Annotated in this window: 19 protein-coding genes and 3 tRNA genes; 6 read left to right on the top strand and 16 right to left on the bottom strand. The window is 65.1% G+C overall.

Annotated features, from left to right (window positions below; translation table 11 throughout):
- Window positions 1-3: 3 nt before the first annotated feature.
- From CU_RS03930 to CU_RS03915, 4 genes are read right to left on the bottom strand one after another with little or no spacing between them, the layout of a single operon-like run.
- Window positions 4-2,232 (bottom strand): ATP-dependent DNA helicase RecG, encoded by a 2,229-nt coding sequence (locus tag CU_RS03930; RefSeq protein WP_012360032.1) that lies wholly within the window; start codon window positions 2,230-2,232, stop codon window positions 4-6.
- The gene (locus CU_RS03925; RefSeq protein WP_231837753.1) at window positions 2,233-3,807 is read right to left on the bottom strand and encodes a DAK2 domain-containing protein; all 1,575 of its coding nucleotides are present in this window, start codon (window positions 3,805-3,807) and stop codon (window positions 2,233-2,235) included.
- Window positions 3,808-3,817: 10 nt separating this feature from the next.
- Entirely contained in the window at window positions 3,818-4,453 is a 636-nt protein-coding gene (locus tag CU_RS03920) for a uracil-DNA glycosylase (RefSeq protein ID WP_012360030.1), read from the bottom strand.
- Between the two features lie 31 nt (window positions 4,454-4,484).
- Window positions 4,485-5,462 carry a thiamine-phosphate kinase gene (locus tag CU_RS03915; RefSeq protein WP_012360029.1) on the bottom strand — a complete coding sequence of 326 codons (978 nt, stop codon included), beginning with the start codon at window positions 5,460-5,462 and terminating at the stop codon, window positions 4,485-4,487.
- A 29-nt stretch (window positions 5,463-5,491) separates the two neighbouring features.
- Here CU_RS03915 and CU_RS03910 point away from each other — a divergent pair, with 29 nt between their 5' ends.
- Complete coding sequence (locus CU_RS03910; protein WP_012360028.1) at window positions 5,492-6,619, top strand: DUF3515 family protein; 1,128 nt, start codon at window positions 5,492-5,494, stop codon at window positions 6,617-6,619.
- A gap of 102 nt (window positions 6,620-6,721) precedes the next feature.
- Here CU_RS03910 and CU_RS03905 read toward each other — a convergent pair whose 3' ends face one another.
- Together CU_RS03905 and CU_RS03900 are read right to left on the bottom strand one after the other, a co-directional pair.
- A complete protein-coding gene (locus tag CU_RS03905) occupies window positions 6,722-7,810 on the bottom strand; it encodes a D-alanine--D-alanine ligase family protein (protein ID WP_012360027.1) in 1,089 nt (362 codons plus the stop codon).
- A gap of 66 nt (window positions 7,811-7,876) precedes the next feature.
- Window positions 7,877-8,875 (bottom strand): NAD(P)H-dependent glycerol-3-phosphate dehydrogenase, encoded by a 999-nt coding sequence (locus CU_RS03900; RefSeq protein ID WP_012360026.1) that lies wholly within the window; start codon window positions 8,873-8,875, stop codon window positions 7,877-7,879.
- A 126-nt stretch (window positions 8,876-9,001) separates the two neighbouring features.
- Here CU_RS03900 and CU_RS03895 point away from each other — a divergent pair, with 126 nt between their 5' ends.
- Entirely contained in the window at window positions 9,002-10,012 is a 1,011-nt protein-coding gene (locus CU_RS03895) for an NUDIX hydrolase (RefSeq protein ID WP_012360025.1), read from the top strand.
- A 115-nt stretch (window positions 10,013-10,127) separates the two neighbouring features.
- On the opposite strand, the gene leuD is transcribed toward CU_RS03895, so the two are convergent.
- Together leuD and leuC are read right to left on the bottom strand one after the other, a co-directional pair.
- Window positions 10,128-10,733 (bottom strand): 3-isopropylmalate dehydratase small subunit, encoded by a 606-nt coding sequence (gene leuD / locus CU_RS03890; protein ID WP_041628470.1) that lies wholly within the window; start codon window positions 10,731-10,733, stop codon window positions 10,128-10,130.
- 55 nt (window positions 10,734-10,788) lie between these two features.
- The gene (gene leuC / locus CU_RS03885) at window positions 10,789-12,240 is read right to left on the bottom strand and encodes a 3-isopropylmalate dehydratase large subunit (protein WP_012360023.1); all 1,452 of its coding nucleotides are present in this window, start codon (window positions 12,238-12,240) and stop codon (window positions 10,789-10,791) included.
- Window positions 12,241-12,331: 91 nt separating this feature from the next.
- On the opposite strand from leuC, the gene CU_RS03880 reads away from it, so the two are divergent.
- The gene (locus CU_RS03880; RefSeq protein WP_012360022.1) at window positions 12,332-13,132 is read left to right on the top strand and encodes an IclR family transcriptional regulator; all 801 of its coding nucleotides are present in this window, start codon (window positions 12,332-12,334) and stop codon (window positions 13,130-13,132) included.
- A 61-nt stretch (window positions 13,133-13,193) separates the two neighbouring features.
- Complete coding sequence (locus CU_RS03875; RefSeq protein ID WP_012360021.1) at window positions 13,194-15,194, top strand: OPT family oligopeptide transporter; 2,001 nt, start codon at window positions 13,194-13,196, stop codon at window positions 15,192-15,194.
- Window positions 15,195-15,336: 142 nt separating this feature from the next.
- Here CU_RS03875 and CU_RS03870 read toward each other — a convergent pair.
- A tRNA-Glu gene (locus CU_RS03870) sits at window positions 15,337-15,412 on the bottom strand.
- 184 nt (window positions 15,413-15,596) lie between these two features.
- Here CU_RS03870 and CU_RS03865 point away from each other — a divergent pair.
- A complete protein-coding gene (locus CU_RS03865; protein ID WP_012360020.1) occupies window positions 15,597-16,736 on the top strand; it encodes a YihY/virulence factor BrkB family protein in 1,140 nt (379 codons plus the stop codon).
- A gap of 173 nt (window positions 16,737-16,909) precedes the next feature.
- On the opposite strand, the gene CU_RS03860 is transcribed toward CU_RS03865, so the two are convergent.
- The 4 genes from CU_RS03860 to CU_RS03845 all read right to left on the bottom strand — a co-directional run bounded on the left by CU_RS03860 (window position 16,910) and on the right by CU_RS03845 (window position 19,934).
- Window positions 16,910-16,982: transfer RNA gene (locus tag CU_RS03860), tRNA-Glu, on the bottom strand.
- A gap of 39 nt (window positions 16,983-17,021) precedes the next feature.
- Window positions 17,022-17,093 (bottom strand) — tRNA-Gln (locus tag CU_RS03855).
- 117 nt (window positions 17,094-17,210) lie between these two features.
- Window positions 17,211-18,710 carry a glutamate--tRNA ligase gene (gene gltX / locus CU_RS03850; protein ID WP_012360019.1) on the bottom strand — a complete coding sequence of 500 codons (1,500 nt, stop codon included), beginning with the start codon at window positions 18,708-18,710 and terminating at the stop codon, window positions 17,211-17,213.
- Between the two features lie 147 nt (window positions 18,711-18,857).
- Window positions 18,858-19,934 (bottom strand): CE1 family esterase, encoded by a 1,077-nt coding sequence (locus tag CU_RS03845; protein ID WP_012360018.1) that lies wholly within the window; start codon window positions 19,932-19,934, stop codon window positions 18,858-18,860.
- 105 nt (window positions 19,935-20,039) lie between these two features.
- Between CU_RS03845 and CU_RS03840 the strand changes: the two genes are divergently transcribed.
- Window positions 20,040-21,182 carry an isochorismate synthase gene (locus CU_RS03840; RefSeq protein WP_012360017.1) on the top strand — a complete coding sequence of 381 codons (1,143 nt, stop codon included), beginning with the start codon at window positions 20,040-20,042 and terminating at the stop codon, window positions 21,180-21,182.
- Window positions 21,183-21,338: 156 nt separating this feature from the next.
- On the opposite strand, the gene CU_RS03835 is transcribed toward CU_RS03840, so the two are convergent.
- Genes CU_RS03835 through CU_RS03825 form a run of 3 tightly spaced genes read right to left on the bottom strand, consistent with a single transcriptional unit; the run spans window position 21,339 to window position 24,776 of the window.
- Window positions 21,339-22,145, bottom strand: a complete 807-nt coding sequence (locus CU_RS03835; protein ID WP_012360016.1) for a fumarylacetoacetate hydrolase family protein — start codon at window positions 22,143-22,145, stop codon at window positions 21,339-21,341.
- Between the two features lie 11 nt (window positions 22,146-22,156).
- The gene (locus tag CU_RS03830) at window positions 22,157-22,876 is read right to left on the bottom strand and encodes an exonuclease domain-containing protein (protein WP_012360015.1); all 720 of its coding nucleotides are present in this window, start codon (window positions 22,874-22,876) and stop codon (window positions 22,157-22,159) included.
- A 37-nt stretch (window positions 22,877-22,913) separates the two neighbouring features.
- The gene (locus tag CU_RS03825) at window positions 22,914-24,776 is read right to left on the bottom strand and encodes a DUF294 nucleotidyltransferase-like domain-containing protein (RefSeq protein WP_012360014.1); all 1,863 of its coding nucleotides are present in this window, start codon (window positions 24,774-24,776) and stop codon (window positions 22,914-22,916) included.
- Between the last annotated feature and the right edge of the window lie 46 nt (window positions 24,777-24,822).

The following is a 24,822-nucleotide window of genomic DNA, read 5'->3' as shown; positions in this document are numbered from 1 at the left end:
AGCCTAGCCGCGCTGGATATACTCCTGGTCTTCCAACTCGATGTCCGCCACGAGCCTCCGGGCTAGTTCTTCCTGCTTTTCCACCAACTCCCGGGCATAGTCCTTCGCCCGCATAATGATTTCGCCATCGCTGGCGAGGTTCAGTAGGCGCGCACGCCGGGAACCGGCCCCGGACTGGTCATCGCCGAGGATATCTCCCTCGGTTCGCTGTTCGAGGTCCAGTTCGGCCAGCGCGAAGCCATCGGTCGTCGCGGCGACCGACTCAAGTCTGTCATAGCTGGCTGACCCCGGCAGCGCGGTGGTGTGCAGCATGCACCAGCCGTCGGCCGAGCCCCGGCCGATGCGGCCACGCAGCTGGTGCAGCTGAGAAACGCCGAAATTCTCGGCATCGATGATCACCATCACCGTCGCGTTCGGGACGTCAACCCCGACCTCGATAACGGTGGTGGCAACCAGCACGTCCGTCCGTCCCTCCGCGAAGCCCGCCATCGCGGCCGCCTTCTCCTCGGGAGCCATCTTGCCGTGCAGCACATCCACCGTGCAGTGTGCCAACGGGCCCGACGCCAGCTTCTCCGCCCACGCCAGCACCCCGTCCTCGCCCTCGATGCGCGGCACGACGACGAAAGCCTGGTGCCCGGCGGCGACGTCCTCGGAAATTCGCTGCCACATGCGATCGACCCACGCGCGGCGACCGGCCTGGACGACGGCGGTGCGCACCTCACCACGACCGCTTGGCAGCCCCGGAAGGAAGATCGGTTCGAGGTCGCCGAACATCGTCATCGCAACGCTGCGAGGAATCGGTGTGGCCGTCATGACGAGCATGTGCGGAGTCTTCCCGGCCGCGGCCTTGTTCTTCAGATAATCGCGCTGCCGCACCCCGAAGCGGTGCTGCTCATCGACGACAACGAGCCCCAGGTTGAAAAACTCCACCGAATCCTGGATAAGCGCGTGCGTTCCCACCACGATATGCGCCTGGCCGCTGATGATGTCCAGTAGCGACCGGTGGCGCACGTCCGAACTCTGGCTGCCCGTGAGCACCGTAATGGTGATCGGCAGCCCCTCAACCAGACGCGTGAGGGTCTGCGCGTGCTGCACCGCCAGCACCTCCGTCGGGGCGATGAACGCGCACTGCAGGCCAGCATCCGCGGCCGCCACCATCGCCAGTGCGGCGATCAAGGTCTTCCCGCTACCGACGTCGCCTTGCAGCATGAGGTTTGCGGGTTCTGAGGAATCCAGTGCCTCGGCAACCCGGTCCCACGCCGACTTCTGTCCCTCACTCAGCCGGTAGGGCAGGCTGTGGATGAAGGCTGCCAGCAGCTCGGAGTGCAGCGCATCCACTCGAGGCGAGGTGCGCCGCGTGGCGTCCGCTGCCCGTAGCGCCATGATCAGCTGCAGCTCGAGAGCCTCATTGAACTTCAGGCGTTCGATCGCAGCGCCGGGACCCTCCTCCGGTGGCTGGTGAATGCCGCGCAGGGCGGCGTCGAAACGGATCAGCGGCGCGCCGTCCACCCCGGTCGGCCACGCAGGCACCGAATCGGATGCCTCCCCGCCGACCACATCTCCGCTCGTCCCTGGCGCGGTGGGGTCCGGCAGCATCTCCGGGATCGTCTCGCCCCCTGGGGTCGGCGCGAGCGGCCCCCGAAGGATCTGGTCCACCACGCCGATCAGCTCCGCGGTCGAGGTACCCCGCTTGCGCGGATAACCAGGCAAATAAGGCATGCGCAGCAGCTCCTGCGCCGCCTCCTGGCTGCCCGCGATCGTCACGATCGTCTTCAGCGAGCCATAGGCCCCGAAGCGTGCACTGAGGCCCGGGTCGATCGTCGCATAACTGGGATTCTTCAGCTGCCACTGATTGCGGAACGTATCCAGTTTGCCGTGCAGCAGCAGGATCGCGCCGGGCTGGATCACCCCCAGGTGCATCTTCGGGTTACCGAAGAGCGCGGACTCCATCTGCACGCTACCGTCAGTAAAGCGGAAGCGGATGAAGGTTCGGGGCCCGCGACCCGAAAAATTTTCCTTCTGCTCGACTCCCAGAATCTGGGCCACGCAGGTGTACATTTCGCCGGGCACGAGCATGTCCAGCTGGTCCGATGTACCCAGCCTGGCGTAGCGCGTCGGGAAGGTCAGCAGTACGTCCTGAAGGGTTGACAGTCCCGGCTTATCTGCCAGGCTCTTCGCCCGGTCGGGGGTGGTCGCCGTCGTGAGCGGGCGGGTGTCCTGCCAGCCAAGCATCTACTCGACACCCACCTGGACCGCAGCGCCCAAGCCTCGCGCGTGATGCTCATGGAACTCCACGCCGGTGTACTGCTCGCGGGCGCGCTGCACGAAGGCCTCCACAGCATCGGCCACAGTGGGATCGGAGGTGATGAAGGTGACGAGTTCGCCACCACCTGCCAACAGGTCAGCCACGGTCTGCGGCAGCTGCTCGGGCGGGCCTTGCCACCAACGTTGGGACACGCTGGCGTCCAGCATGTCCGCCGTGTTGTCCTCCCAGTCGTTCGTCGGATCGAACACCGCGAGCGCAGCCAGGCCCCCAACAAGGGAGTCGGTGTCGATGATGTGGAGCTGCCGGCCGTGCCCTTCCCGCTGGGCTACCTCCAGGATGGCAGCGGGGTCCGCCCCGTTAGTGAGCACGGCGATCTCACCGGCGGGCAGCTGCTCCAGCGCGGCGCGGGTCTGCTCCTCGCTGGCCGCCGGGTCGAGGCTGACGGCCCCCACGGCCGCGAAGATATCTTGCTCATCGTCCGCGCCAGAATCACCCACCGCTTCTTTCGCGCCCTCGTTGTGTCCAGGCACCAAGGCGATGATGGGCCGGGATGCCCGGCGCGCCGCGGTTGGGTGCTTCCCGGGCTCGCTGGGCAGCACTTCAATCCGCAGCTCGGTCACTTTCCCCAGCCCGAAGGCCTGTTCGAGCAGCGGGCCGGCCTCGAGCGTGTGAACGTGCACCTTCGCCTGCTGCTCGGACACGGGGGCGATAACGATTGAGTCGCCATGCGCGGCGAGTACCTCGCACAGCGGGTCGACGTCGCCGTGGAAGAAGAAGAGCAACTCCAGCTTGGCGGCCACACCGTGAGAATAGGCGTGGCTGCCGGCTGCACCATCAACTCCGGGCCCCTCGTGCCCTGCTGCGCTGGGCCCCGTCAACGTCGTCCCTTCTGACCCACCGCTTAAGACGTCCTTGAGTGCTTCGAGCATGAGGATGAACCCTGCCCCGCCGGCATCGTAGACGCCGGCCTCGGCGAGAACCTCGAGCTGGTTGGGGGTATCGAAGAGCGCCTCGCGGGCAGCGTCGAGGGACGCGTCGACGATCTCGCTCATACCGTGACCAGCCTCATGGGAGGTACTCGCACCGTTGGCGGCCTGGCGCAGGACGGTGAGAATCGTGCCCTCCACTGGTGCGGCGATGGTGGACTCGGCAAAGCCCACGGCGTCCTGGAGCATCCGAACCAACGCGGCCGCGTCGATCGGTCCCTGGGCGGAGGCATCCGCGAGCGCGCGGAAGACCTGGCTCAGCACCATTCCGGAGTTCCCCCGTGCGCCCTTGACCGCACCCGTGGCCAACAGCGCGGTGATGGCTGGGAGGTTCGCGTCGGTGGCGTCCTCCGGTTCCGGCAGCGTGCCCCCGCTAATCGCCGACTGGAGTTCCTCGCAGGCGGCGCGGACGGTGTGGGCCATGTTCGACCCGGTGTCGGAGTCCGCGATGGGGAACACGTTGATGCGATTGATTTCCGCCTGAGATTCCTCGAGCAGTGTTGCAGCCCGCCGCACCCAATGGGTGACGGCGAGCGCGGAAATCGTTTCGGACATGCCTGCCAGCTTAACGGTCGAGGTTCCAATCCACGGGATCGGCACCCTGGGCCCGCAGGATTTCATTGGCCCGGCTGAAGGGGCGGGAGCCGAAGAACCCGCGGTAAGCAGAGAGCGGTGATGGGTGCGGGGACATGATGCAACGCTTAGCCCCGATGATTCCTGCCAACTGCTGGGCCTGTTTGCCCCAGAGGATCGCGCAGAAGTGCTCGTTGGTGGCGACCTGGCGGACCGCGGCCTCGGTGATGGCTTCCCAGCCCAGGCCCCGGTGGCTATTCGCCTGGCCCGCGAGCACGGTGAGCACCCGGTTGAGTAGCAGCACCCCCTCGTCCAGCCAGGGGCTTAAGTCCGCTGTGGTGGGCCGGGGCAAGCCCAGGTCCTCGGTGTACTCCGTGAAGATATTCTGCAGGGACTTCGGGATCTGCTGGCCTTCGGAGGAGAAGGCAAGTCCCACCGCGTGCCCCGGCGTGGGATATGGGTCCTGGCCCACGATGAGGCACTTCACCTCGGCAGGGTCGACCTCAAAGGCCCGCAGGATGTATTCCTCCGGTGGGAGGACCTGTTGGCCCGGCGCGTGGGCCGCCTGTGCCTTGTGCAGGGTTTCCTCCAACCCCGGCAGCTGCCAATTGGGGTGCACGTAGATCATGGTGGGCCTCCTAGCAGGTGTCGTGGGTGGCTTAGAGCGAGGACCAGCCCGCGGTGTAGGCCGGGGTGGCGCGATCGATGGTGACCTTTGGTCCCGAACCGGTTTGCGAGCTCGTGCTTCCGATGCGCCGGAAGCCGGTGGGGATGCGAGCTGCGGTGGTGGCCAGCAGGCTGTGGTCTTCGCCGCCGCTTAAGACCCACTTCCACGGGTCTTCCTGCAGTACGTCTGCCGCGTGCTGGAGCATTTCGTCGGGGGCGATGCTCTCTTTGTCGATGTCGAGGCTGACCCCGGAGGACGTCGCGATGTGGTTGAGGTCGGAGATCAGTCCGTCGGAGTTATCAGTCATGCTTGCGACCCCGGCAGCCCGGGCGACGGTTCCCTGCCCCGCAACCAGGGTAGGTGCGCAGTGCCAGGCGGCCAGTTCTTGCAGGATCTCGTCATCCGGGATCGCTGCCCTGCTGCCGTAGTGGCGGAGGATGTCCAGCCCCGCCGCGGAGTGTCCAAGCTTTCCGTGCACGATGACCTGCTGCCCCGGCGCGGCGCGGTTGACCCGCAGGGCGGGTGCGGGGCCGGTGAGCTCGCCCAGTGCGGTGATGGAGATGAGCAGTTCCTTGCCCTGCACGATGTCCCCACCCACCAATTCGGCGGCCCAGGGCTCGGCGGTGGCCTCAATCCCCTCGGCGAGTTCGCTGACCCAACTCAGCGGGGTCTCGCCCGGGATCGCGAGCCCGAGCAGGGTGGCGGTGGGGCGCGCACCCATGGCCTGGATGTCGGCGAAATTTTGGGTGATGGCTTTTACTCCGACCTCGTAGGCCGTGGAGTATTCGGGCCGGAAGTGGCGCCCGAGGACGAGGATGTCGGTGCAGCTGACGTGGCGTGAGTTCGGCGCGGTGGGCCGCAGGATCGCCGCATCGTCGCCATTGAGCTCACTCGGGGCCGCACGCCGGATCGCCTGGATGGTGGCTGCCTCCCCCACCTCGCGCACCGTGGGCCCGGTGTATCGGGACATCCGCCCGCCTCCTTATAAGATGAGTGCCTATGAGCACACAGCGTAATCCACAGGGTGCATCCCCGGCCGCTTCACAGGGCCCGAATACGGGGACCGAGGCCCGGGGCCGTGGAGCGGGGGCTCCCCGTTCACTCGTCACGATCAGTCTGATCCTAGCTCTCGTCTTCACCGTCGCGGTGTTGGGGGGAGCCAAAATTCTTTCGGATCGGCAGAAATATTCTGACGTCTCGGTTGGTGCTGTTGATGCGCCGGATGCTAAGGCCTCGGAGTGCTCCCAGCTGGTGGAGAAGGCTCCGGAGAAGGCCGGTAAGTTTCGGAAGGTGGGCATTCTGGATCCGGTTCCAGACGGCACCGTTGCTTACCGCGACACCAACGGCACCCAGCTGACCGTCCGTTGCGGTGTGACGATGCCGGATCAGTACACCGTCATCAGCCCGGTGTCCGCTGCTGAGGGGGCGAGCTGGTTCATCGCCCAGGACGCCACCCCGGGTTCCACCCTGGCCACCTGGTACTCCGTGTCTGGCGAGCCGACCGTTGCGGTGACGTCCGAGGCGGACGGCGGCCTCATCAAAGACGCGGTGGCGGAGATCTCCCCCGTTCTCGGCGAGGTCGCATCCTCTCAATCCCCCGTGACCCCGGCTGCCCTGCCGCTGGCCGACGAGCCGGTAGCCAAGGACCGCAACGAGCAGACCTGCCGTTCCTTCGACGAGGCCCTGCCTGCGGAGATCGCCGGCTTCCGCCGCCTGAGTAGCGAGGAGCTGGGCGAGCTAATGGAGAATAACGCGAAGGCCGTTGGTGGCGAGGATGCGCTGCGGAATCCACAGCTTACGGATCTTATTGAGCAGGCCAATCGCGCCGCGAAGGATTCTCTGGTTGTCTACCAGCCCGAGGAGGAAGGCAACGAGCCGGTCGTGGTCCGGTGTGGTGTTGCCTTCCCGGAGTCCTACGAGCGCGGCGAGCGGCTTTCTCAGATCGACGACGTTCCGTGGTTCGACGCCCCTGCCCTCGCGCAGGGTTCGACGATCGGCCACTGGTACGCGATTGGCCACGAGGAGGTCGTCGCCGTCGCGATGCCGCAGTTCAGCAGCGGCGATGTGCTGCCCACGGTGACGAAGGCGATCACCGAGAGCATGTCGAAGCGCGCCGAGCGCTCCTAGCGCGCGGCGAACCCCGCCCCGGGGACTTCCTGGGGCGCCGGACAGGCCAAACGCCCGCCACGGTGACCGTGGCGGGCGTTTCTGTTGTCGTGAACGAGGCTTCTAGTGGCGACGCGCCCCGGAGACGAGGGTGGTCAGCAAGTCGGCGTAGCTCACCCCGTCGGCCAGGAACATCTGCGGGTACATGCTGATCGGGGTGAATCCGGGCATGGTGTTGATCTCGTTGAGGACCGGTCCAGCATCGGTGACGAAGAAGTCCACCCGGGCCAGGCCGGTGCAGCCTAGGGCCCGATAGGTCTCGATCGCGAGCTGCTGCACCCGGCGCGTCGTTTCCTCGTCGAGCGGGGCGGGAATGGTGGCGCTGACGGTGTCGTCGAGGTACTTGGCGTCGAAGCCATAGAAGCCTTCCTCGCCGGCGTCGGTGCCCTCCAGCATGGCCGGAGAGGAAGCGACCAGGGTGCCGTCCTCGCGTTCCAGCACGCCGCACTCGACTTCGGGACCGGTGATCATGGCCTCGATGATGACCTTGGGGTCGTGGGAGGCGGCCTCCTCAATGGCAGCGGGCAGGTCCCGCCAGCTGTCTACCTTCGAGATGCCGATGGAGGAACCACCCCGCGCGGGCTTAACGAAGACCGGTAGGCCGAGCAGCTCGCGCTCGTGGTCGGTGAGCTCGGTACGGCCGTGGAGGACGACCTCCGGGCCGGTCGGGATGCCCGCTTCGCGGGCGATCTTCTTGGTGAACTCCTTGTCCATGCCTGCGGCGGAAGCCAGCACCCCGTTGCCGACGTAGCGGGCGCCCAGCAGGTCGAAGAGACCCTGGATGGTGCCGTCCTCACCGTTGGCGCCGTGGAGGACGGGGAAAATGACGTCCGCGGTGGCGAAGACGTCCCCGGCGCGGTCACCGGTGACGAAACGGAATTCGGTGGCCTCACCGGCGGCGCCGAGCATGGGCTGGATGTGCTCGCCGTGGTCGGCGACGGTGGGCAGCTCGCGGCCGGAAGCGCGCAGCTGCGCGGTATCCGTAGCCCCCGGCACCCAGGCTCCCCCGTTCGTGATGCCGACGGGGACAACCGTGAACCGCTCTGGGTCCAGGTTGTCGATGATTGCGCCCGCGGAGATGCAGGACACGGAGTGCTCGGTCGATTGGCCACCGTAAACAACGGCGACGGTGAGTTTTTCAGCTGCAGTCACAGCGCTAACCCTACCCGCTTGCGCCTGCGAATCGCGGAAGCCCACCACGGGGACGGCGCGCCCCTGTCACTCAGGCTTGCGGGTGCGCCCCAGCAGCTGGTTGATGATCTCCTTCGGGCTGGCGTCCTCGTAGCAGACCTGCACCACCGCATCCGTGATCGGCATTTCCACCCCGGCCTTTCGGGCCAGCGCCTGGACGGACCGGCAGCTGACCACGCCCTCGGCGACCTGGCCCTTGGTGGCTTCGGCAGCAGCCTCCAGGCCTGCGCCCTCGCCGAGGCGCTGACCGAAGCTGCGGTTTCGGGATAGTGGCGAGGTACACGTCGCGACCAGGTCGCCCATGCCCGCGAGCCCGGCCATGGTGCGCGCATCCGCGCCGAGCTGGAGGGCCAGCCTGGTGGTCTCGGCAAGTCCGCGGGTAATGACTGTGGCATTGGTATTTGCCCCGAAGCCGCAGCCCGCGGCGATACCCGCGGCGAGCGCGATGACGTTCTTGGATGTGCCGGCAACCTCGGCCCCCAGGACGTCCTGGCTGGTGTAGGGGCGGAAATACGGCGCGGCGACGGCGGACTGGACGAAGCGGGCGCGCTCGTCGTCCTCGCAGGCGATGAGGGTGGCAGCGGGCTGGCCCTGGGCAACCTCCTTGGCGAGGTTCGGGCCGGTGAGCACGGCGACCCGGTCGCTTCCGACTCCCGCGACATCAGCGATGACCTGGCTCATCCGCATCCCGGTCTCGTACTCGATGCCCTTAGCCAGACTGATGATCGTGGCATTCGGCTCAATGTGCTCCCGCCAGCTGCTCAAGTTACTGCGCAGCGTCTGGGAGGGCACACCGAGCACGACGATCTCGGCACCGTGAAGCGCGGCGGCGGGGTCCGTCGTCGCAGAAAGGCCCTCTGGCAGGTCTACGTCCCCGAGGTAGGCGCTATTGCGGTGATTGTCGTTGACGTCGTCGGCGACCTCATCGCGGCGAGCCCACAGGGTGACGGGGTTGCCGGAGTCGGCGAAAACCTTCGCCACGGTCGTTCCCCACGAACCAGCCCCCATCACTGCTACCTGCACCATCGTGCGAACACCGCCTAAAATCTATATCCCGAATGCCTACGTATCTGATCCTGCATGGCCTCGTATAGGATCACTGTTGTTAAGTCAGCTTCCCAATTCTAGTCCCCGGACGGGAGGATTTTCCGCGTGATCACGAACAACGGCGACGGCGACCTATCCACATCCCTGGCGAAGTCCATCAATGGGCGTGGCCACGTGGCGCGAATCGGCTCCCGCCCCACCGAGGAGTTCGAGCACCCGACGTTCGCTGCGGGCGCGGTGCTGTGGCGCCGTAACGAACAGGGAGAGCTGGAGATCGCAGTGGAACACCGCCCCCGGTACAACGATTGGACGCTGCCGAAGGGCAAGGTCGACCCGGGTGAGAACCTCGCGGGCACCGCGTTCCGGGAGATCCTGGAGGAGACTGGCTACCGCGTGGAGCTCGGCTGGTTGCTGGGCTACGTCCACTACCCCGTCCGCAAGCGCACGAAGGTGGTTTATTACTGGACCGCAGAGGCCGTGGACGGTTACTTCGAGGGCAACGATGATGTGGACGACGAGGTCGACGAGCTGCGCTGGTTGTCGCCGAAGAAGGCGCGCAAGTCGCTGACCTACCCGCTCGACCAGCAGGTTTTGGACGCGGCTTTGGAGCTGCTGGCTCTGGGGGCGAACCGTCGGGTCCTACTGACGCGCCACGCCCGTGCGTTGCCGCGGCGGACCTGGAGCGGTGATGACGACAAGCGCATTCTGGACAAGCGCGGGCGCCGCCAGTCCGAGATGCTCGTCTCCCAGCTGGGGGCTTATGGGCCATCGGCGGTGTTCTCGGCTCGCCCGGACCGCTGCTTCGACACGGTCTCCCCGCTCTCCCAGGCTTTCGACCTGCCACTGACGGTGTCGTCGACCTTCGCTGACGACCAGGTTGTGGTGGACGTCCCGGCGGCTGCTGCTGCGCTGAAGGCGACGGTTGGGCAGCGCAAGGTCTCCGCGGTGTGCTCCCAGGGCGCGGCGATCCCGGCGATGTTGGAGCACCTCTTTTCCGAGAGCGGCATCGAGGTCGAGGACGTGCGAGTGAAGAAGGGCAGCGTATGGGTGCTGCACTTCAAGGATGATCAGCTGCTGGGTGCGGACTACCTGGCCAGCGCGTTGCCGGTGAAGTAGTCCGGCCGGCCGCCACTGCCTCGCGCCGGTGGTCTGTCGCCTACAACGGCGAGACCCCGCCCCTCGATCGGCTCTGTGGCCGACTGGGGCGGGGTCTTTTTAGTTTTGCTGCCGCTTAGTCCGCGGTGCGGGCTGGCAGCGTCTTCGGCTTAAAGCTCGGGCGACCGGCCTCGAATTCGGAGATAGCTTCCTCGTTGCGCAGGGTCAGGCCGATATCGTCCAGCCCTTCCATCAGGCGCCAGCGGGTGTAGTCGTCTACCTCGATGTTGAAGGTGTGGCTACCCAGGGTCGCGGTGCGATCCTCGAGGTTCACCGTCATCTCGATGCCGGGATTCTGCTCGATGAGCTTCCACATCAGCTCGATGTCGGACTGCTCGACGTTCGCGGCCAGCAGGCCGGCCTTGCTGGAGTTGCCCTTGAAAATATCCGCGAAGCGGGAGGAGAGGACAACCCGGAAACCGTAGTCCATGAGTGCCCAGACTGCGTGCTCACGGGAGGAACCGGTGCCGAAATCCGGGCCCGCGACCAGCACGGAGGCGTTCTTAAACGCATCCTGGTTGAGGACGAAGTCCGGGCTTTGACGCCAGCCTGCGAACAGGCCGTCTTCGAAGCCGGTGCGGGTGACGCGCTTCAGGTATACGGCGGGGATGATCTGGTCGGTGTCGACGTTGGAGCGCATCAGTGGCGCGGCGACACCGGTGTGGGTGTGGAACTTTTCCATGGTGTGGCTTCCTTCGTGGGTTCCGTGGGTGAACTTGTGGGTGACGTGTTCGCGCTTAGAGGTCGGCGGGGCTTGCGAAGGTGCCCTGGACGGCGGTGGCCGCTGCGACCTGCGGGGAGACCAGGTGGGTGCGACCACCCTTACCCTGGCGGCCCTCGAAGTTTCGGTTGGAAGTCGAGGCGGAGCGCTGGCCGGGGGTCAGCTGGTCCGGGTTCATGCCCAGGCACATGGAGCAGCCTGCGGTGCGCCACTCAGCGCCCGCGGCGAGGAAGATCTTGTCCAGGCCCTCCTGCTCCGCCTGCTGCTTGACTCGCGTGGACGACGGGACGACGAGCATCTGAACGCTATCGGCGACCTTCCGGCCGTCCAGCACCTCGGCGGCGGCGCGCAGGTCCTCGATGCGGGCGTTGGTGCAGGACCCCAGGAAGACCACATCCACCGGGATGTCCCGCAGCGGGGTGCCTGGGGTCAGGTCCATGTACTCCAGGGCGCTCTCGGCGGCGGCGCGGTCGGTGTCGTTGGTGAAGTCCTCCGGTGCAGGCACGGTCGCGCCCAGCGGCAGGCCCTGGCCCGGGTTGGTTCCCCAGGTGATAAACGGGGTGAGGCTGGAGCCGTCAATGTGGACGACCGTGTCGAACTCCGCGCCCTCATCGGTGCGCAGAGACTTCCAATACTCGACCGCATCCTCCCAGTCCTGGCCCTGCGGGGCGTGCGGGCGACCCTCGAGGTAGTCGAAGGTGGTCTGGTCGGGAGCAACCATGCCGGCCCGGGCACCGGCCTCGATGGACATGTTGCAGATGGTCATGCGGGCTTCCATCGACAGCTTCTCGATGGCCTCGCCGCGATATTCAATGATGTGGCCCTGGCCGCCGCCGGTGCCGATCTTCGCGATGATGGCGAGGATCAGATCCTTGGCGGAGCCCCCCGGCTGCAGCTCGCCACTGACCTCGATGGCCATGGTCTTGAAGGGCTTCAGTGGCAGGGTCTGGGTGGCCAGCACGTGCTCGACCTCGGAGGTGCCGATGCCCATGGCGATGGAGCCGAAGGCACCGTGAGTGGAGGTATGCGAGTCGCCGCAGACCACCGTCATTCCCGGCTGGGTCAGGCCGAGCTGTGGGCCGACGGTATGGACGATGCCCTGATCGATGTCGCCCATCGAGTGCAGGCGGATGCCAAACTCTTCGGCGTTCTTGCGCAGGGTCGAGACCTGCAGGCGAGAAGTCTGGTCCTCGATGTCCAGCAGGTTGCCGCCAACGACGCCGGTCGTGGGGACGTTGTGGTCCTCGGTTGCGATGGTCAGGTCGGGACGCCGGACGGGACGACCGGCCTGGCGCAGTCCGTCGAAGGCCTGCGGTGAGGTGACCTCGTGGACGAGGTGGAGGTCGATGTACAGCAGGTCCGGGTCGCCGTCCGATCCACTGGCGACGAGGTGGTCGCGCCAGACCTTCTCGGCGAGCGTCAGCGGCTTTTCTGTTGCGCCGCGGGTGGTATTAGTTGTGGTGTTCACTACGCTCTCCTCATTTCCAGAATCTTGCGAACCTCGGGAGTCATCCGAAAAGTTCGCCAGTTCCACTTGATGGAATGTATAGTATCAAATCATGGGATATACATCGGAGCGAAACACCAACTCGGCACCACAGCCACCCCAGTTGGGGGTCGACCCCGGACACGCGCAGTCCGCCGCCGAGAAACCGGACATCCCGGCGATCAGCGGCATCCAGGTCCTCGACCGCGCGGTCTACATCCTCTCCATCATCGCTGCCCGCCCGCACAACCTCTCGGAGGTCTGTGAGGAAACCGGCCTGCCACGGGCAACCGCCCACCGAATCTCCGTGGCGCTGGAGAAGCACCGGCTGATTGAACGCCAGGCTGACGGCCAGTGGACAGCCGGCCCCGCACTCGCCGAGCTCGCCCCACGCACCAGCCCGCGACTGGAGGAAGCAGCCGAGCACCTACTCCCGAAGCTCGTGGAGCAGACCAAGGAATCCGTCCAGGTCTACCAGCTCTCCGGCTTCGAGCGGCTCTGCGTGGCCAACGCGGAACCTGCCACCGGACTTCGCGACACAGTTCCTCGGAACACCAGAATGACACTCAACGCCGGCTCCGCCGCCCGCATCCTGGTTGCCTGGGCGCCCATCTCGCTACAGCAGGCGGTGCTCCCCACCGCCGCGTATAGTGCCGCGGAGCTGGAACGCGTACGTCAGACCCAGATCTCCGAATCCGTCGCAGAACGCGATGCCAGCTTGGCCTCTGCCTCCGTCCCGATCTTCGACTCGACCGGCACGATGGTGGCTGCACTATCCGTCTCCGGGCCTGTCGCCCGCATGGGCGACTCCCCCGCCGAGAAGTTCGGGGACGCGCTGCGGCAGACAGCAAAAGAGATCGAGATTCACCTCTAGCGCTTTTGGGGGTCTACGATCATCGTCAGAACATGATAGTTTTGACCAGAAAGTTCGCCCCATGTCCAGCTCACCAGGCACCGGCAGTGCTGCTGTAAGCACAGGCGCTGCAGCGCCTCGCCGTTCCCCCGTCAAAGAGTTCACCTTCCGTGCGGTGCTCCTCGGCGGCATCATCACGCTCGTCTTCACAGCGGCCAACGTCTACCTCGGACTGCGCGTCGGCCTGACGTTCGCCACCTCGATCCCCGCGGCCGTGATCTCCATGGCTATTCTGCGCAATTTCCAGGATCACACCATCCAGGAAAACAACATCGTGCAGACCATCGCATCGGCGGCAGGCACACTTTCGGCGATCATCTTCGTCCTCCCCGGCCTGATCATGGTCGGCTGGTGGCAGGGCTTCCCCTATTGGACCACCGCCGCCGTGGTTGCCATCGGCGGCATCCTCGGCGTGACCTTCTCCATCCCGCTGCGCAGGGCGCTCGTCACGGGCTCAGACCTTCCCTTCCCCGAGGGGGTAGCTGCCGCCGAGGTACTCAAGGTCGGCGACACCCAGAACGAGGACTCCGCTGAGGAAAACAAGACGGGGCTGCGTCTGATCATCCTTGGCGCCATCGCATCTGCGGTGATGTCCATCATCTCCGCCATGAAGCTCGCAGCCTCCTCGGTATCCTCCTACTTCCGCCTCGGCCCTGGCGCCACGATGATGGGCGGCTCGCTCTCCCTCGCCCTGATCGGCGTCGGTCACCTCGTCGGTATGTCCGTCGGTGCCGCCATGATTGTTGGCTTGGTCATCTCCTACGGGGTCCTCATGCCGCTGCGCACGTCGGGTCTCATTTCGGCCGAGGGCGATATCTCCGAGATTGTCACGACCACCTTCTCTTCCGAAGTTCGCTTCATCGGCGCAGGAACCATGGCCATCGCCGCGGTATGGACCCTCCTGAAGATCATCGGCCCCATCATCCGTGGCATCAAGGAGGCTCTCGCCTCCTCTCGTGCCCGCCACGATGGCCAGGCTGTGGACCTCACCGAGAGGGACATCCCGTTCCCCATCGTCGCCGGGGTCACGCTGGCATCGATGCTGCCGGTAGGCCTGCTCCTGTGGCTCTTCGTGAAGGACACCACCATCACGCACCACATGACCGGCCTGATCGCCCTGTCGATTATCTACACCCTCCTGGTGGGGCTCATCGTCGCGTCGATCTGTGGCTACATGGCAGGACTCATCGGATCCTCGAACTCCCCCATCTCCGGCGTCGGCATCATCGTCGTGTTGTCGGCTGCCTTGCTGATCAAGGTCGTCGTGGGTGGGGAGGCCGACTCCACTGCCCTCGTCGCCTACACCCTGTTCACTGCTTCGGTAGTCTTCGGCATCGCGACGATTTCCAATGACAACCTCCAGGACCTCAAGACCGGCCAGCTGGTCGACGCCACCCCATGGAAGCAACAGGTGGCCCTCATCTTCGGTGTCATCTTCGGTTCCGCGATCATCCCGCCAATCATGGAGCTCATGCGCAAGGGCTTCGGCTTCGCTGGCGCACCGGGCGCCGGCCCCGACGCCCTCGCAGCGCCTCAGGCTGCACTGCTGAGTTCCGTCGCCGAGGGCATCTTCGGCGACTCCCTGGATTGGGGGCTCATCGGCCTGGGCGCGGCCATCGGTGTTGTGGTGATCGTCATCAACGAGGTGCTGAGCAAGTCCTCCCGCTACTCCCTGCCACCACTCGCGGTTGGCATGGGAATGTACCTTCCGGCATCTCTCACGCTGATCATCCCTATCGGCGCAGCCCTGGGGTACGTCTACAACAAGTGGGCTGACAAGCAGGCTAATCCGCAGCGCAGCAAGCGCATGGGTGTCCTCATGGCCACCGGCCTGATCGTGGGCGAGTCCCTCTTCGGAGTCATCAACGCCGGCATCATCGCGGCAACCTCCAACGGCGATGCCCTGGCCGTCGTCGGCGAGAGCTTCGCAGGCCCAGCGCAGTGGATCGGCATCATCGCCTTCGTCGGACTCTCCGCCTTGGTCTACTCCCGCCTCAAGAAGGTTGACCAGACACAGGCTTAAAGTCCCACCCCCATAAACCCTTCTGCCCCGCTGCTATGCAGCGGGGCAGAAGTTTTAGAAGCAGTGTCCTCCGGGGATCACGGAGCTAAAGCACAGAAATGCAAAAACCTCCGGCCACGTGACTGTGGTGGGAGGTTTTTCTTGGTACCCCGTACGGGATTTGAACCCGTGTTACCGCCGTGAGAGGGCGGCGTCCTAGGCCGCTAGACGAACGGGGCGCATAGGACGCACAAAGCTAGCTCTTTACCGGCGGGCCGGTGAAGTAGCAACCAGCTCTATGATCGAGAACAAAGCCTACAGGCAATAGTTGCAACTCTCCTAATCCGCTGGTCAATGCCGGGTTTTAGGAAGTTTTCGCGTTAGCATGAAGGCACCAGTTTCACCGATGTGCCGAGGATGCCAATGACCCGTTCCGAGAATGACAGCCCCGACCCGCTCGTGATGCCGGCCGGTGGCGGCGCGGGCCGGCAGGCGATTTCTCCGGAAGTGTACTCAGTCGAGGTTGCCAGCGCGCATCGTTTCCCCGGCCCGAAAGCATGGGGCATGATCGCCAAGCGCCTCTACGCGGAGTTTTTCTACCGGGGCCTTCCCGATAAAGGCGCGACGCTGAGCTTCTACTCCATCTTCACCGCGATCCCCACACTCATGGCCTTCTACGCGATCGTGATGCTGGTGCTCGACCAGAATCGCGATCAGGTCCTGGGAGTGACGGGCGAATTCATCAACCGCAATATCCCGGCAGACTTCGCGACCCAGGCGTCGAACATCATTGAAGCGATCATCGGCACCACGCAACGCTCCCTGATAACGCTGATTATCGCCGTCCTCTTCGCGCTCTTCTCCTCCTCGGCCTACGTTCGCGCCTTCTCCCGCAGCGCGAATGCGCTCTACGGCCGCGAGGAAGGCCGGTCGATCCTGCGGACCTGGCTCGTGATGTGGGGCTTAACCATCGCCCTGGTGGCGGGGCTTGTCCTCATCGCGGCGGGGTTCTTCCTGCGCGAGGATCTCCTCTCCCCCTTCTTCACCCATATCGCGGATCCGCTGGGGCTAGCGGGCTTGCGCACCTTCATGCTCGACTACTTCCTGCCCTTGTGGACATTGCTACGGTGGCCGGTGATCTTCGGGCTTTCCCAGATGCTCATCGCACTGCTGTATCACGTCGCCCCGAACGTCAAGCAGGGGCGTTTTCGCCTGTTCACGGCGGGCTCTGTCAGCGCGCTGGTTGTGCTCACGCTGCTCGGCGTGGGCTTCCGGACTTACCTGAATAACTTCCTACACGTCGGCATGTACGGGGCTCTTGGCGGCATCATCGGCGGATTCTTCTGCCTCTTCATGGCCAATAACGTGCTACTCCTCGGCCTGCAGCTGGACGCCGAGCTCGCGCGCGCCCGGGAGCTCGCAGCCGGCTACGACTCCACCGAGCTCATCCTTGCCCCGCCCCGAGCCTCAGGTGCCGCGGATGGTGAAGAGCAGCTCGCCGAAACGCTTCAGGCTGAGGCCGAACACTTCCAACGTCGCGTACGGAGCGCAAAGGACGACTAAGGGGGCGGCCTTCACTGTTCCCATCGCCCCCGGACACGTACTCTTGATCGCCCCACACCCTAGGGACCTATTCCCCATCTGGGTCCTCGCCCCTATGCACGAACATCGGGCATGGGATTTCCGCAGAATAAAGAAAACAGCCCCACCGGGAAACCAGTGAGGCTGTTAATTTGTACCCCGTACGGGATTTGAACCCGTGTTACCGCCGTGAGAGGGCGGCGTCCTAGGCCGCTAGACGAACGGGGCATTAGGACGCGAGAGAAACCAAAAAGTTAATCTTCGCTGCTGGCCTACCAGGACTCGAACCTAGAATGACGGTACCAGAAACCGTAGTGTTGCCAATTACACCATAGGCCAATCGTTAACACTGCGAGCATCTCCTTCTTGAGGAGCCCTGCGCTGTGCAACGATGACTACTATAGCCAGAAGTCATCGTTACACACAAATTGGCTGGTCGTCGCCTATTTTTAACGCTTAGTTCGCAGGCTGTTCAGCCTGGAAGGGAGTCTGCTCCAGCCCAGCGCGCAGGCGGACCAGCGTGGAGTCCTTGCCCAGCAGCTCCATGGACTCGAACAGCGGCGGGGACACGGCCTGGCCACAGATCGCCACACGCAGCGCGCCATAAGCAACGCGCGGTTTGAGCTCCATCTGCTCGATCAGTCGGGTGGACAGGGCCTGTTCGATCGGCTCGGTGCGGAAGTCCTCCTCCGCGATGGCCTCGAGCTCCTCGATCGCGGCCTCCAGTGGCTCCTTCGCTGCCTCCTTGAGGTTCTTGCGCGCCGCCTTCGGCTCCAGTTCCAGATCCTCGTCCTTGGTCAGCAGGAAGCGCAGGAGGCCGTCGGCGTCCCCCAGCACCTTTATGCGGGTCTGCACCAGCTCGGCGGCGAAAGCGAACTTGTCTGCCGGGTAGTCCGCCGGCCAGCCCTTGAACTCCTCCAGGTAGGTACGCAGGCGCTGCGTGAAGTCCGCCAGATCCAGCATGCGGATGTGGTCGGCGTTGATGGCCTCCATCTTCTTGTGATCGAAGCGTGCCGGATTCGGCTTCACATCGGCAATGTCGAAGTTCTCGATCAGCTGGGCCATCGTGAAGATGTCCTCGTCGGCGGACAGCGACCAGCCGAGCAGCGAAAGGTAGTTGAGCATGCCCTCCGGGATCACACCGGCGTCGCGGTGATTAAAGAGGTTCGACTCCGGGTCGCGCTTACTCAGCTTGCGGTTGCCCTCCCCCGTGACGAACGGCAGGTGCGCGAAGGTCGGCACTTCCTTGGCCACACCGATGCGGATCAATGCCTCGTAGAGCGCGATCTGGCGAGGGGTCGACGGCAGCAGGTCCTCACCGCGCAGCACGTGGGTGATGCCCATCAGTGCATCATCCAGCGGATTGACGAGGGTATACAGCGGCTGCCCATTGGAGCGGGCGACGACGAAGTCAGGCATCGTCTTGCCGTCGACGTCCATCTCCCCGCGGACCAGGTCGGTCCACGTGTAGCGGCGGTCGTGGTCCATCTTCAGGCGCCAGACCGGCTTGCGGCCCTCCGCTTCGAACGCGGCGATCTGCTCCTCGGTGAGGTCGCGGTCGTAGTTGTCGTAACCCAGCTTCGGGTCCCGACCGGCAGCCTTGTGGCGCTCCTCAACCTCCTCCGGGGTGGAGTACGCCGGGTAGACCTCGCCGGCGGCCTTCAGCTTTTCCAGCACCTCGGCGTAGATATCCATACGCTGGGACTGGCGGTAGGGCTCGTGCGGGCCCCCGGTCTCGATCCCCTCGTCCCAGTCGAGGCCAAGCCACTTCAAGGAGTCGATGATGGCCTGATAGGACTCTTCAGTATCACGCTGAGCATCCGTATCCTCGATGCGGAAGATCAGCTTCCCACCAGTGTGGCGGGCATAAGCCCAGTTAAACAGCGCGGTGCGCACCATGCCGACGTGCGGGGTGCCGGTGGGCGATGGACAAAAACGTACGCGAACTTCACTCATGGGCACTTATCCTACCCGCGCTGGATTGCAGGAAGATCGAGCGCCGGGGCTGAACCACAGGATCCGCCCTGGGAGCGCAAAACCCCGGGCTGTGCATCGCACAACCCGGGGCGAGCACGGGTCATTGTCCCGCGCATGGCAGATGGATTACTTGAAGAAGTTCCAGGACTCCTGCGCTGCATCTGGGTTGCTCGGGTACCAGGTGTGGCCGCCACCTTCGACCTTCTTCACCACGGTCGATACTGCGCAGCCCTGGTAGCGGTAGGTCGTGATGTTGCCCTTCGTGGAAGCACTCGGAGCCTTAGACACATCACACTTATTCCGGGCAGCGAACTGGCGGTGCACCTGGTTGATTGAGAGGTAGCTAGCGCCGTGACGGGAACCGCCGTTGTAGTTCACGATGGCATCGCCCGTGCCGTGGATGATCATCGTCGGCACCGAGGCATTCACGCAGTTGCTCACCGTCGGGGTGTAGTACGCGCCGGACACGCCGACGACACCCTTGACCAGGTCGGGAGCCGCGCAGCCCAGACCGAGGGCCATGCCACCACCGTTGGACAGCCCAGTGGCGTACACGCGATTGCGGTCCGCCTTGCCTTCGCTGGCCAGGGTGCTGACGATCTGGCGGAAGAAAGCCACGTCGGCGCTGCGGGTGGTGTTGGTGGCGTACGGAGCCCCACCCCATGCCGGGTAGGTCTCACCCTTGAAAGTGCTGCGCACCGGCTCCGGGTACACGATGATCGCGGAGTCACCGGCTGCGGTGTTCTCCAGGCCGGCGTAGCTGCGGGCCTTGTTCGCGTCGTGCTGCCAGCCGCCGAACATGAACACGACCGGCAGGTTGCTGCGCAGACCGGATTTCGGCATCTTGACGAGAGCCTTGCGGGTCTTACCGTTGACGGTGAAGCTCCGCTCGCTCAGACGGGTGTCAGTGCTCGGCGCGGTACCCGCGCCGCCTCCGCCACCATTTTGCAGGCCGCCGACGATGCCGTTGATGATGCCAGCGAGGTCCTCCAGGTCCCCTGCCGAAGAGCTGAGGCTGCCCATCGAGGACTGCGCTTGGGCTTCGGGGGACCCCTGAGGCACGAAGGAGAGGGAAAGAGCTGCTGCAGCAGCGAGGGCTCCGGTCAGGCCTCGACGAAAGATTCCGCGGGGCTTTCCGGACTGGTTGATCTGCTGCTCAGCGCGCTCACCGGCGCGCTGGGACGGGCGAGGGAGAAAGTTCATGCGGCAAATGTACTCTATGCTCCCCGGGAAACCTAGCTGGACCGGAAATTTGCCCTTCAGGTGGCCATGGAAAGCCTCGCGGGGGCGGTCGGTAAACTGGCGGGCATGGATTCAGACAAAAGGCCGGTGACCGCTCCGGACTTTTTGCTGTCGCGACCGCACCACAGCATTCGGACTCAGGGGCGTAAGGCCACGTTCCCGGACCCTTTCGAGGCCAGCACGGCCCTGCGTGAGGGCACCGCTGAGCTGCTGGTGGGAGCGATTCCTTTCAATACTGGATTCCGTGCCGCGCTCATGGAACCGGAGAAGGTCGTCACCTTCGACGGCCCGCTCGAGCCACCCGCATATTTCCGCGGGCGCGAGGCTGCCGAGTCTCTTGAAGCCGTCGAGGTCACCGTCGCGACCACGAAGGAAGAACATCAGGCCCGGGTCGCCGCGGCGATTCAGACGATCCGCCGAACCAGCCTGGAGAAGGTGGTTTTGGCCCGCGTGGCGGACGTGTACTTCGCGGATACCATCGACCCGCTGCTCGTCGCTGCCCGCTTCATCGATCTCTCCGCCAACCGCGACGGCTACGCCGTGGATCTGTCCGCGACCGGGCGCAAGGAGGACCAGGGGGCGATGTTCGCGGGCTCCTCCCCCGAGATGTTGGTCTCCCGGAAGGGCAGGACGGTCCGAGCTTTCCCGCTGGCGGGTTCAGCGCCGCGCACAGGCGTTGCAGAACGCGATGATGCGACCGCCGAAGAGCTGCGCTCCAGCGAGAAGAACCTCGTCGAACACGCTCTGGTGGTGGAGCACTACCGCAGGATCCTGGAGCCGCTGTGCTCGGAACTCGACATCCCTACCGAGCCCCTGATTCACGAGACCACCGAGATGATTCACCTGGGAACCCCGATCGTTGGCACCCTGGCTGACGCGGCGTACTCCGCCCTCGACCTGGCCCTGATGCTGCACCCGACCCCAGCGATCGGCGGCACCCCCACCGATGAGGCGGTAGGGATCATCGAGTCCGTGGAGGAGCCCCGCGAGTTCTATGCCGGCGCCGTGGGCTGGTGCGACGCTGACGGCGACGGCGAGTGGATGGTCGCCATCCGTTGTGCCTGCGTGGAGGGGGATTCTGCCCGCGTGTGGGCCGGCGGCGGGATCGTTGCCGACTCCGACCCCCACGAGGAGGCGGAGGAAACCACCGCCAAGCTGCAAACCGCGCTGCGGGCGCTCAATGTCCCGGCCGCCATGCGCGACGTCTAACCCCCCTGCCCTCGCGGCGGGGTCGTGCGTGATGGTCACGCACTCCCCCGCCTAACCGCGCCCCGGGACACCAACTACATACCGTTCTAGCCAGCGCCTCCGGGGCTCCACCCCCGGTGCGGCGGACCTCCCCCGAGGTCGCCGACTCCGCACTTTTTAGTACGCCTGAACCGGGTTGGCCAGCGTTCCCAGGCCCGGGATTTCCACCGCAATGCGGTCACCCGGCACCATCTCCGCGGTACCGGCCGGGGAACCCGTGCAGATCACATCGCCCGGGAGCAGGGTGAACGCGGAGGATACCCACTCGACGATCTCCGGAATGTCCTTGATCATCTGGTTAGAGTTCGAGTCCTGCTTGGTCTCGGTCTTCCCGTCGTGGGTCAGGTGCGCCTTGATGGGCAGGCTGTCGATGTCGATGCCGTCGACGTTCGTCTCGATCCACGGGCCCAGCGGGCAGAAGCTGTCCAGGCCCTTGGCCCGAGACCACTGGCCGTCGGCGAACTGCAGGTCGCGGGAGCTGACGTCGTTGACGATGGTGAAGCCCAGGACGACGTCCTTCCAGTTGTTGCGGTTGACGTCCTTGCATGGTCGCCCGATGACGATGGCGAGCTCTCCCTCGAACTCCACACGGGTGGCCCACTCCGGGATGCGGATCGGGGCTTCGGGACCGACGACGGCTGTCGGGGGCTTCAGGAAGATGGTCGGTGGGAGGTGCTCCGCGCCCTGCTTGAAGACCTCCTTGACGTGGTCGGCATAGTTGCGACCCACGGCAACGATCTTGCTGGGAAGGATCGGCGCGAGCAGCCGAACCTCCTCGATCGGCCACGACTTGCCGGTGAACTCCGGCTCGCCGAATGGGTGATTAGCGATTTCGCGGCAGGTGGCGCCGGTGCCGTCCGGCTGGCCACCCTCAAGCACCGCGAATGTCATTCCTTCTGGGTGAGCAATTCGGGCGATACGCATAGGTACCAACCCTACCTGGCTGTGCGTTCGATGATGTCGCTTAGGGTACTTGTTATCGAAAGATTATTTCTTTCGTATTTCAGCATCGCGAGCAGCAGCTCCCCACAAGCCAGCGCATCGCTGAGCGCGTTATGGGAACCGTAGTGCGGCAGCCCGTAGCGTTCCCGCACGCGAGGCAGCCGCAGGTCCTCACCCCGGGGGTAGGTCGCCATGCGCTCAAAATACCGGCGTTCGATGGCGAAGGTGTCGATGACCGACACGGAAAGGCCTGAGCCGAAATGTTGCCGGCACGCTTGACCTAAGAACTGGGTCTCGATGGGCGAAAAGTGTACGACCATCGCCCGGCCCCGTAGCGCCAACAGCAGCCTGCTCAACACGTCGCGCAGGGGCTCCCCTGCCTCAATGTCTGTGTGGGTGATGCCATGAATCTTTGCCGATTCCATACCGGCGGGCACGCGCTCCACAACCTCGGGCTCGTGATGAATCACCGCGTAGTCCGCTTCGGCTGGAAAGATGCGTCCGCCAGTCATGGGCACCCAACCGATGGAGAGAATGAGATCCTTCTTCGGATCAAGGCCCGTGGTTTCGACGTCCACGGCGAGCAGCTGGGCCTCTCCGATGGGCTGGTCCTCCTTGGCGCGGGGAACGTCGTAGTACTCCGCCAGGGCGCCCGTCGCCTTGCGGGTCCGCCAGGAGGTCCCCAGCCAGGGAGCTTGCCACCACTTCGCCATCGCTGCTCCTTTAATAATCCTCTCGCTCGTTGCTGCACTACACGCTGCGCACGGGGAAACGCACCGAGAGCCCCGATTGGGCCTTCTTGATGATCTGGAAGGCATCCCGCAGGTGCTCTCGTTCCATCTTCTTTAGCTCCCCCGGGTCGACCCGGTAGTCCGGCGCCTCCCCTGCCGCGTCCTGCTTCGCCTGGTGGTGAAGGCTGATGGAAGACAGGAAATCGAAGGCATCGGTAAGGTCGGCCGCGGCCGACCGGCTGAGCGACTCCCCCGCCGCGGCGGCGAGCCGGGACCGCGTTGAAAGCTCGTGACTGCCGCTCAGAATCGCGTGCAGGCGTGCGATCTGCACGACGGCCGCCAGCCCGCCTTTCTTGATGTCCAGGGTATGCGCGTGCTCGCCACGGCGTCCCAGGATCAGGCCACGGAAGACCCCGAGCGGGGGTTCCCGACGCACCGCGAGCGCGGCGAGGTGCGCGTGCAGCCGGGGCGCTTGCTTGGCCGCAGCAGTCGCGTAGGCATGGATCTCGTCGACCATCTCCTCCCCACCCCCGACCGCTCGCATGTCGAAGAAGGTCTGTGCGTGCAGCAGGGCCTCGGGCTCGGGGGCGGTAATCCAGTGGTGGAAGGTCGCCCGCCATTGGCTGACCGTCATCCGCCACTGCGGGTTGGAGGCCATCATGTCGCCGGGACACAGCGACTGCCCGGCGGTGGCCAGGCCCTGGCAGACGAACTCACCGAGGCGTCGGAAGTACTCGCCGTGTTCCTCGGGCTGGTACTCGTCAGAGATAACCAGTGCGTTGTCTTGATCGCTGGCTGTCCCCATCTCGCGGCGCCCCTGGGAGCCCAGGACGGCAAAGGCGAAAGGCACGGGGGCTGGCCCCAGTTTCTCTTCAGCGAGCGTGAGCAGCCGTCTGGTCAGTGCGTCGGTGGACACGGTGAGCAGCCGCTGGGCTTCCTCGGAGCTCGCCCCACGCTCCAAGAAGCGGATGGCCACGGATTTGGCGGAGCGATAGGTCTCGGCCAGCTCCTCTGGCGTGCTCTGGCGCGCGAGCTGGCCGGAAAGGTAAAGCGGGTCGGATTGCATGAGGCGCATAATGTCGGCCGCGGCGATGATGCCCGCGACCCTGCCGTCGTCGACGACCGGGATGTGGTGGATCCCGCGCTCCGCCATGAGCAGCATGGCTTCGAATACGAGCGCGTCTGGCCCCAGGGAGATGGGATTAGCGGTCATGGCTTCGGAAACCGGCGAGTCCCCGCTGATCTCCGCGGCGACGGAGCGGCGCATGTCTCGGTCGGTGATGATGCCGCGCAGCTCGCGGTCGTCGATGACCAGAAGCGAGCTGACGTTGAACTCGCCCATGCGGATCGCGGCGTCCCGCAGTGTGGTCTGTGAGCTTGTCGCGGCGGGGTCGGTGATGGCAAAAGCCCCCAGCGGGGTGCGGAGCACCTCAGAGCTGGTGTTGCTGCGGGTCTGGTCCGCGGCGAGCCGGATGCGCTCGGACAGGCTGGAGAAGTAGCGCAAAAAGTCCGCGAATTCCTCCGCGAGCGGGGCGAAGGTCTCCCGTGAGATGTAGATGATGAGGCTGTCCTCCACCGCCTCCATCTGATACTGGGATTCAGGCTCGCCGACGAGCGTGGAATAGCCGAAGGTCTGCCCGGCGTCTCGGCGGTCGAGGAGAATGCCGTCCTCGTCGATGACGTCCACCGCCCCGGAGCGAATCACGCCGAGTTCGTCGTTGACCTCCCCGTGGCGGATCAGGACCTCGCCTTTGCGGGCGTAGCCAATCTGAGTTCCCGCGGTGAGCGAGTTCAGAGCGGATTCGGGCAGCCGGGAGAAGGGTTCGTGGGCTGCGAGGAAGCTTCGGATCTCCTCGACTTCGACGCTGACTGGCGCATTCATGGCCTCAACCTACCCATTCGGCCCTAGGTTTGGGAGCCAAACCACC

The organism is Corynebacterium urealyticum DSM 7109, from assembly GCF_000069945.1.
GTDB lineage: Bacteria > Actinomycetota > Actinomycetes > Mycobacteriales > Mycobacteriaceae > Corynebacterium > Corynebacterium urealyticum.
The sequence above is the reverse complement of the archived record's forward strand: the minus strand, read 5'-3'. Positions and strand labels throughout refer to the sequence as shown.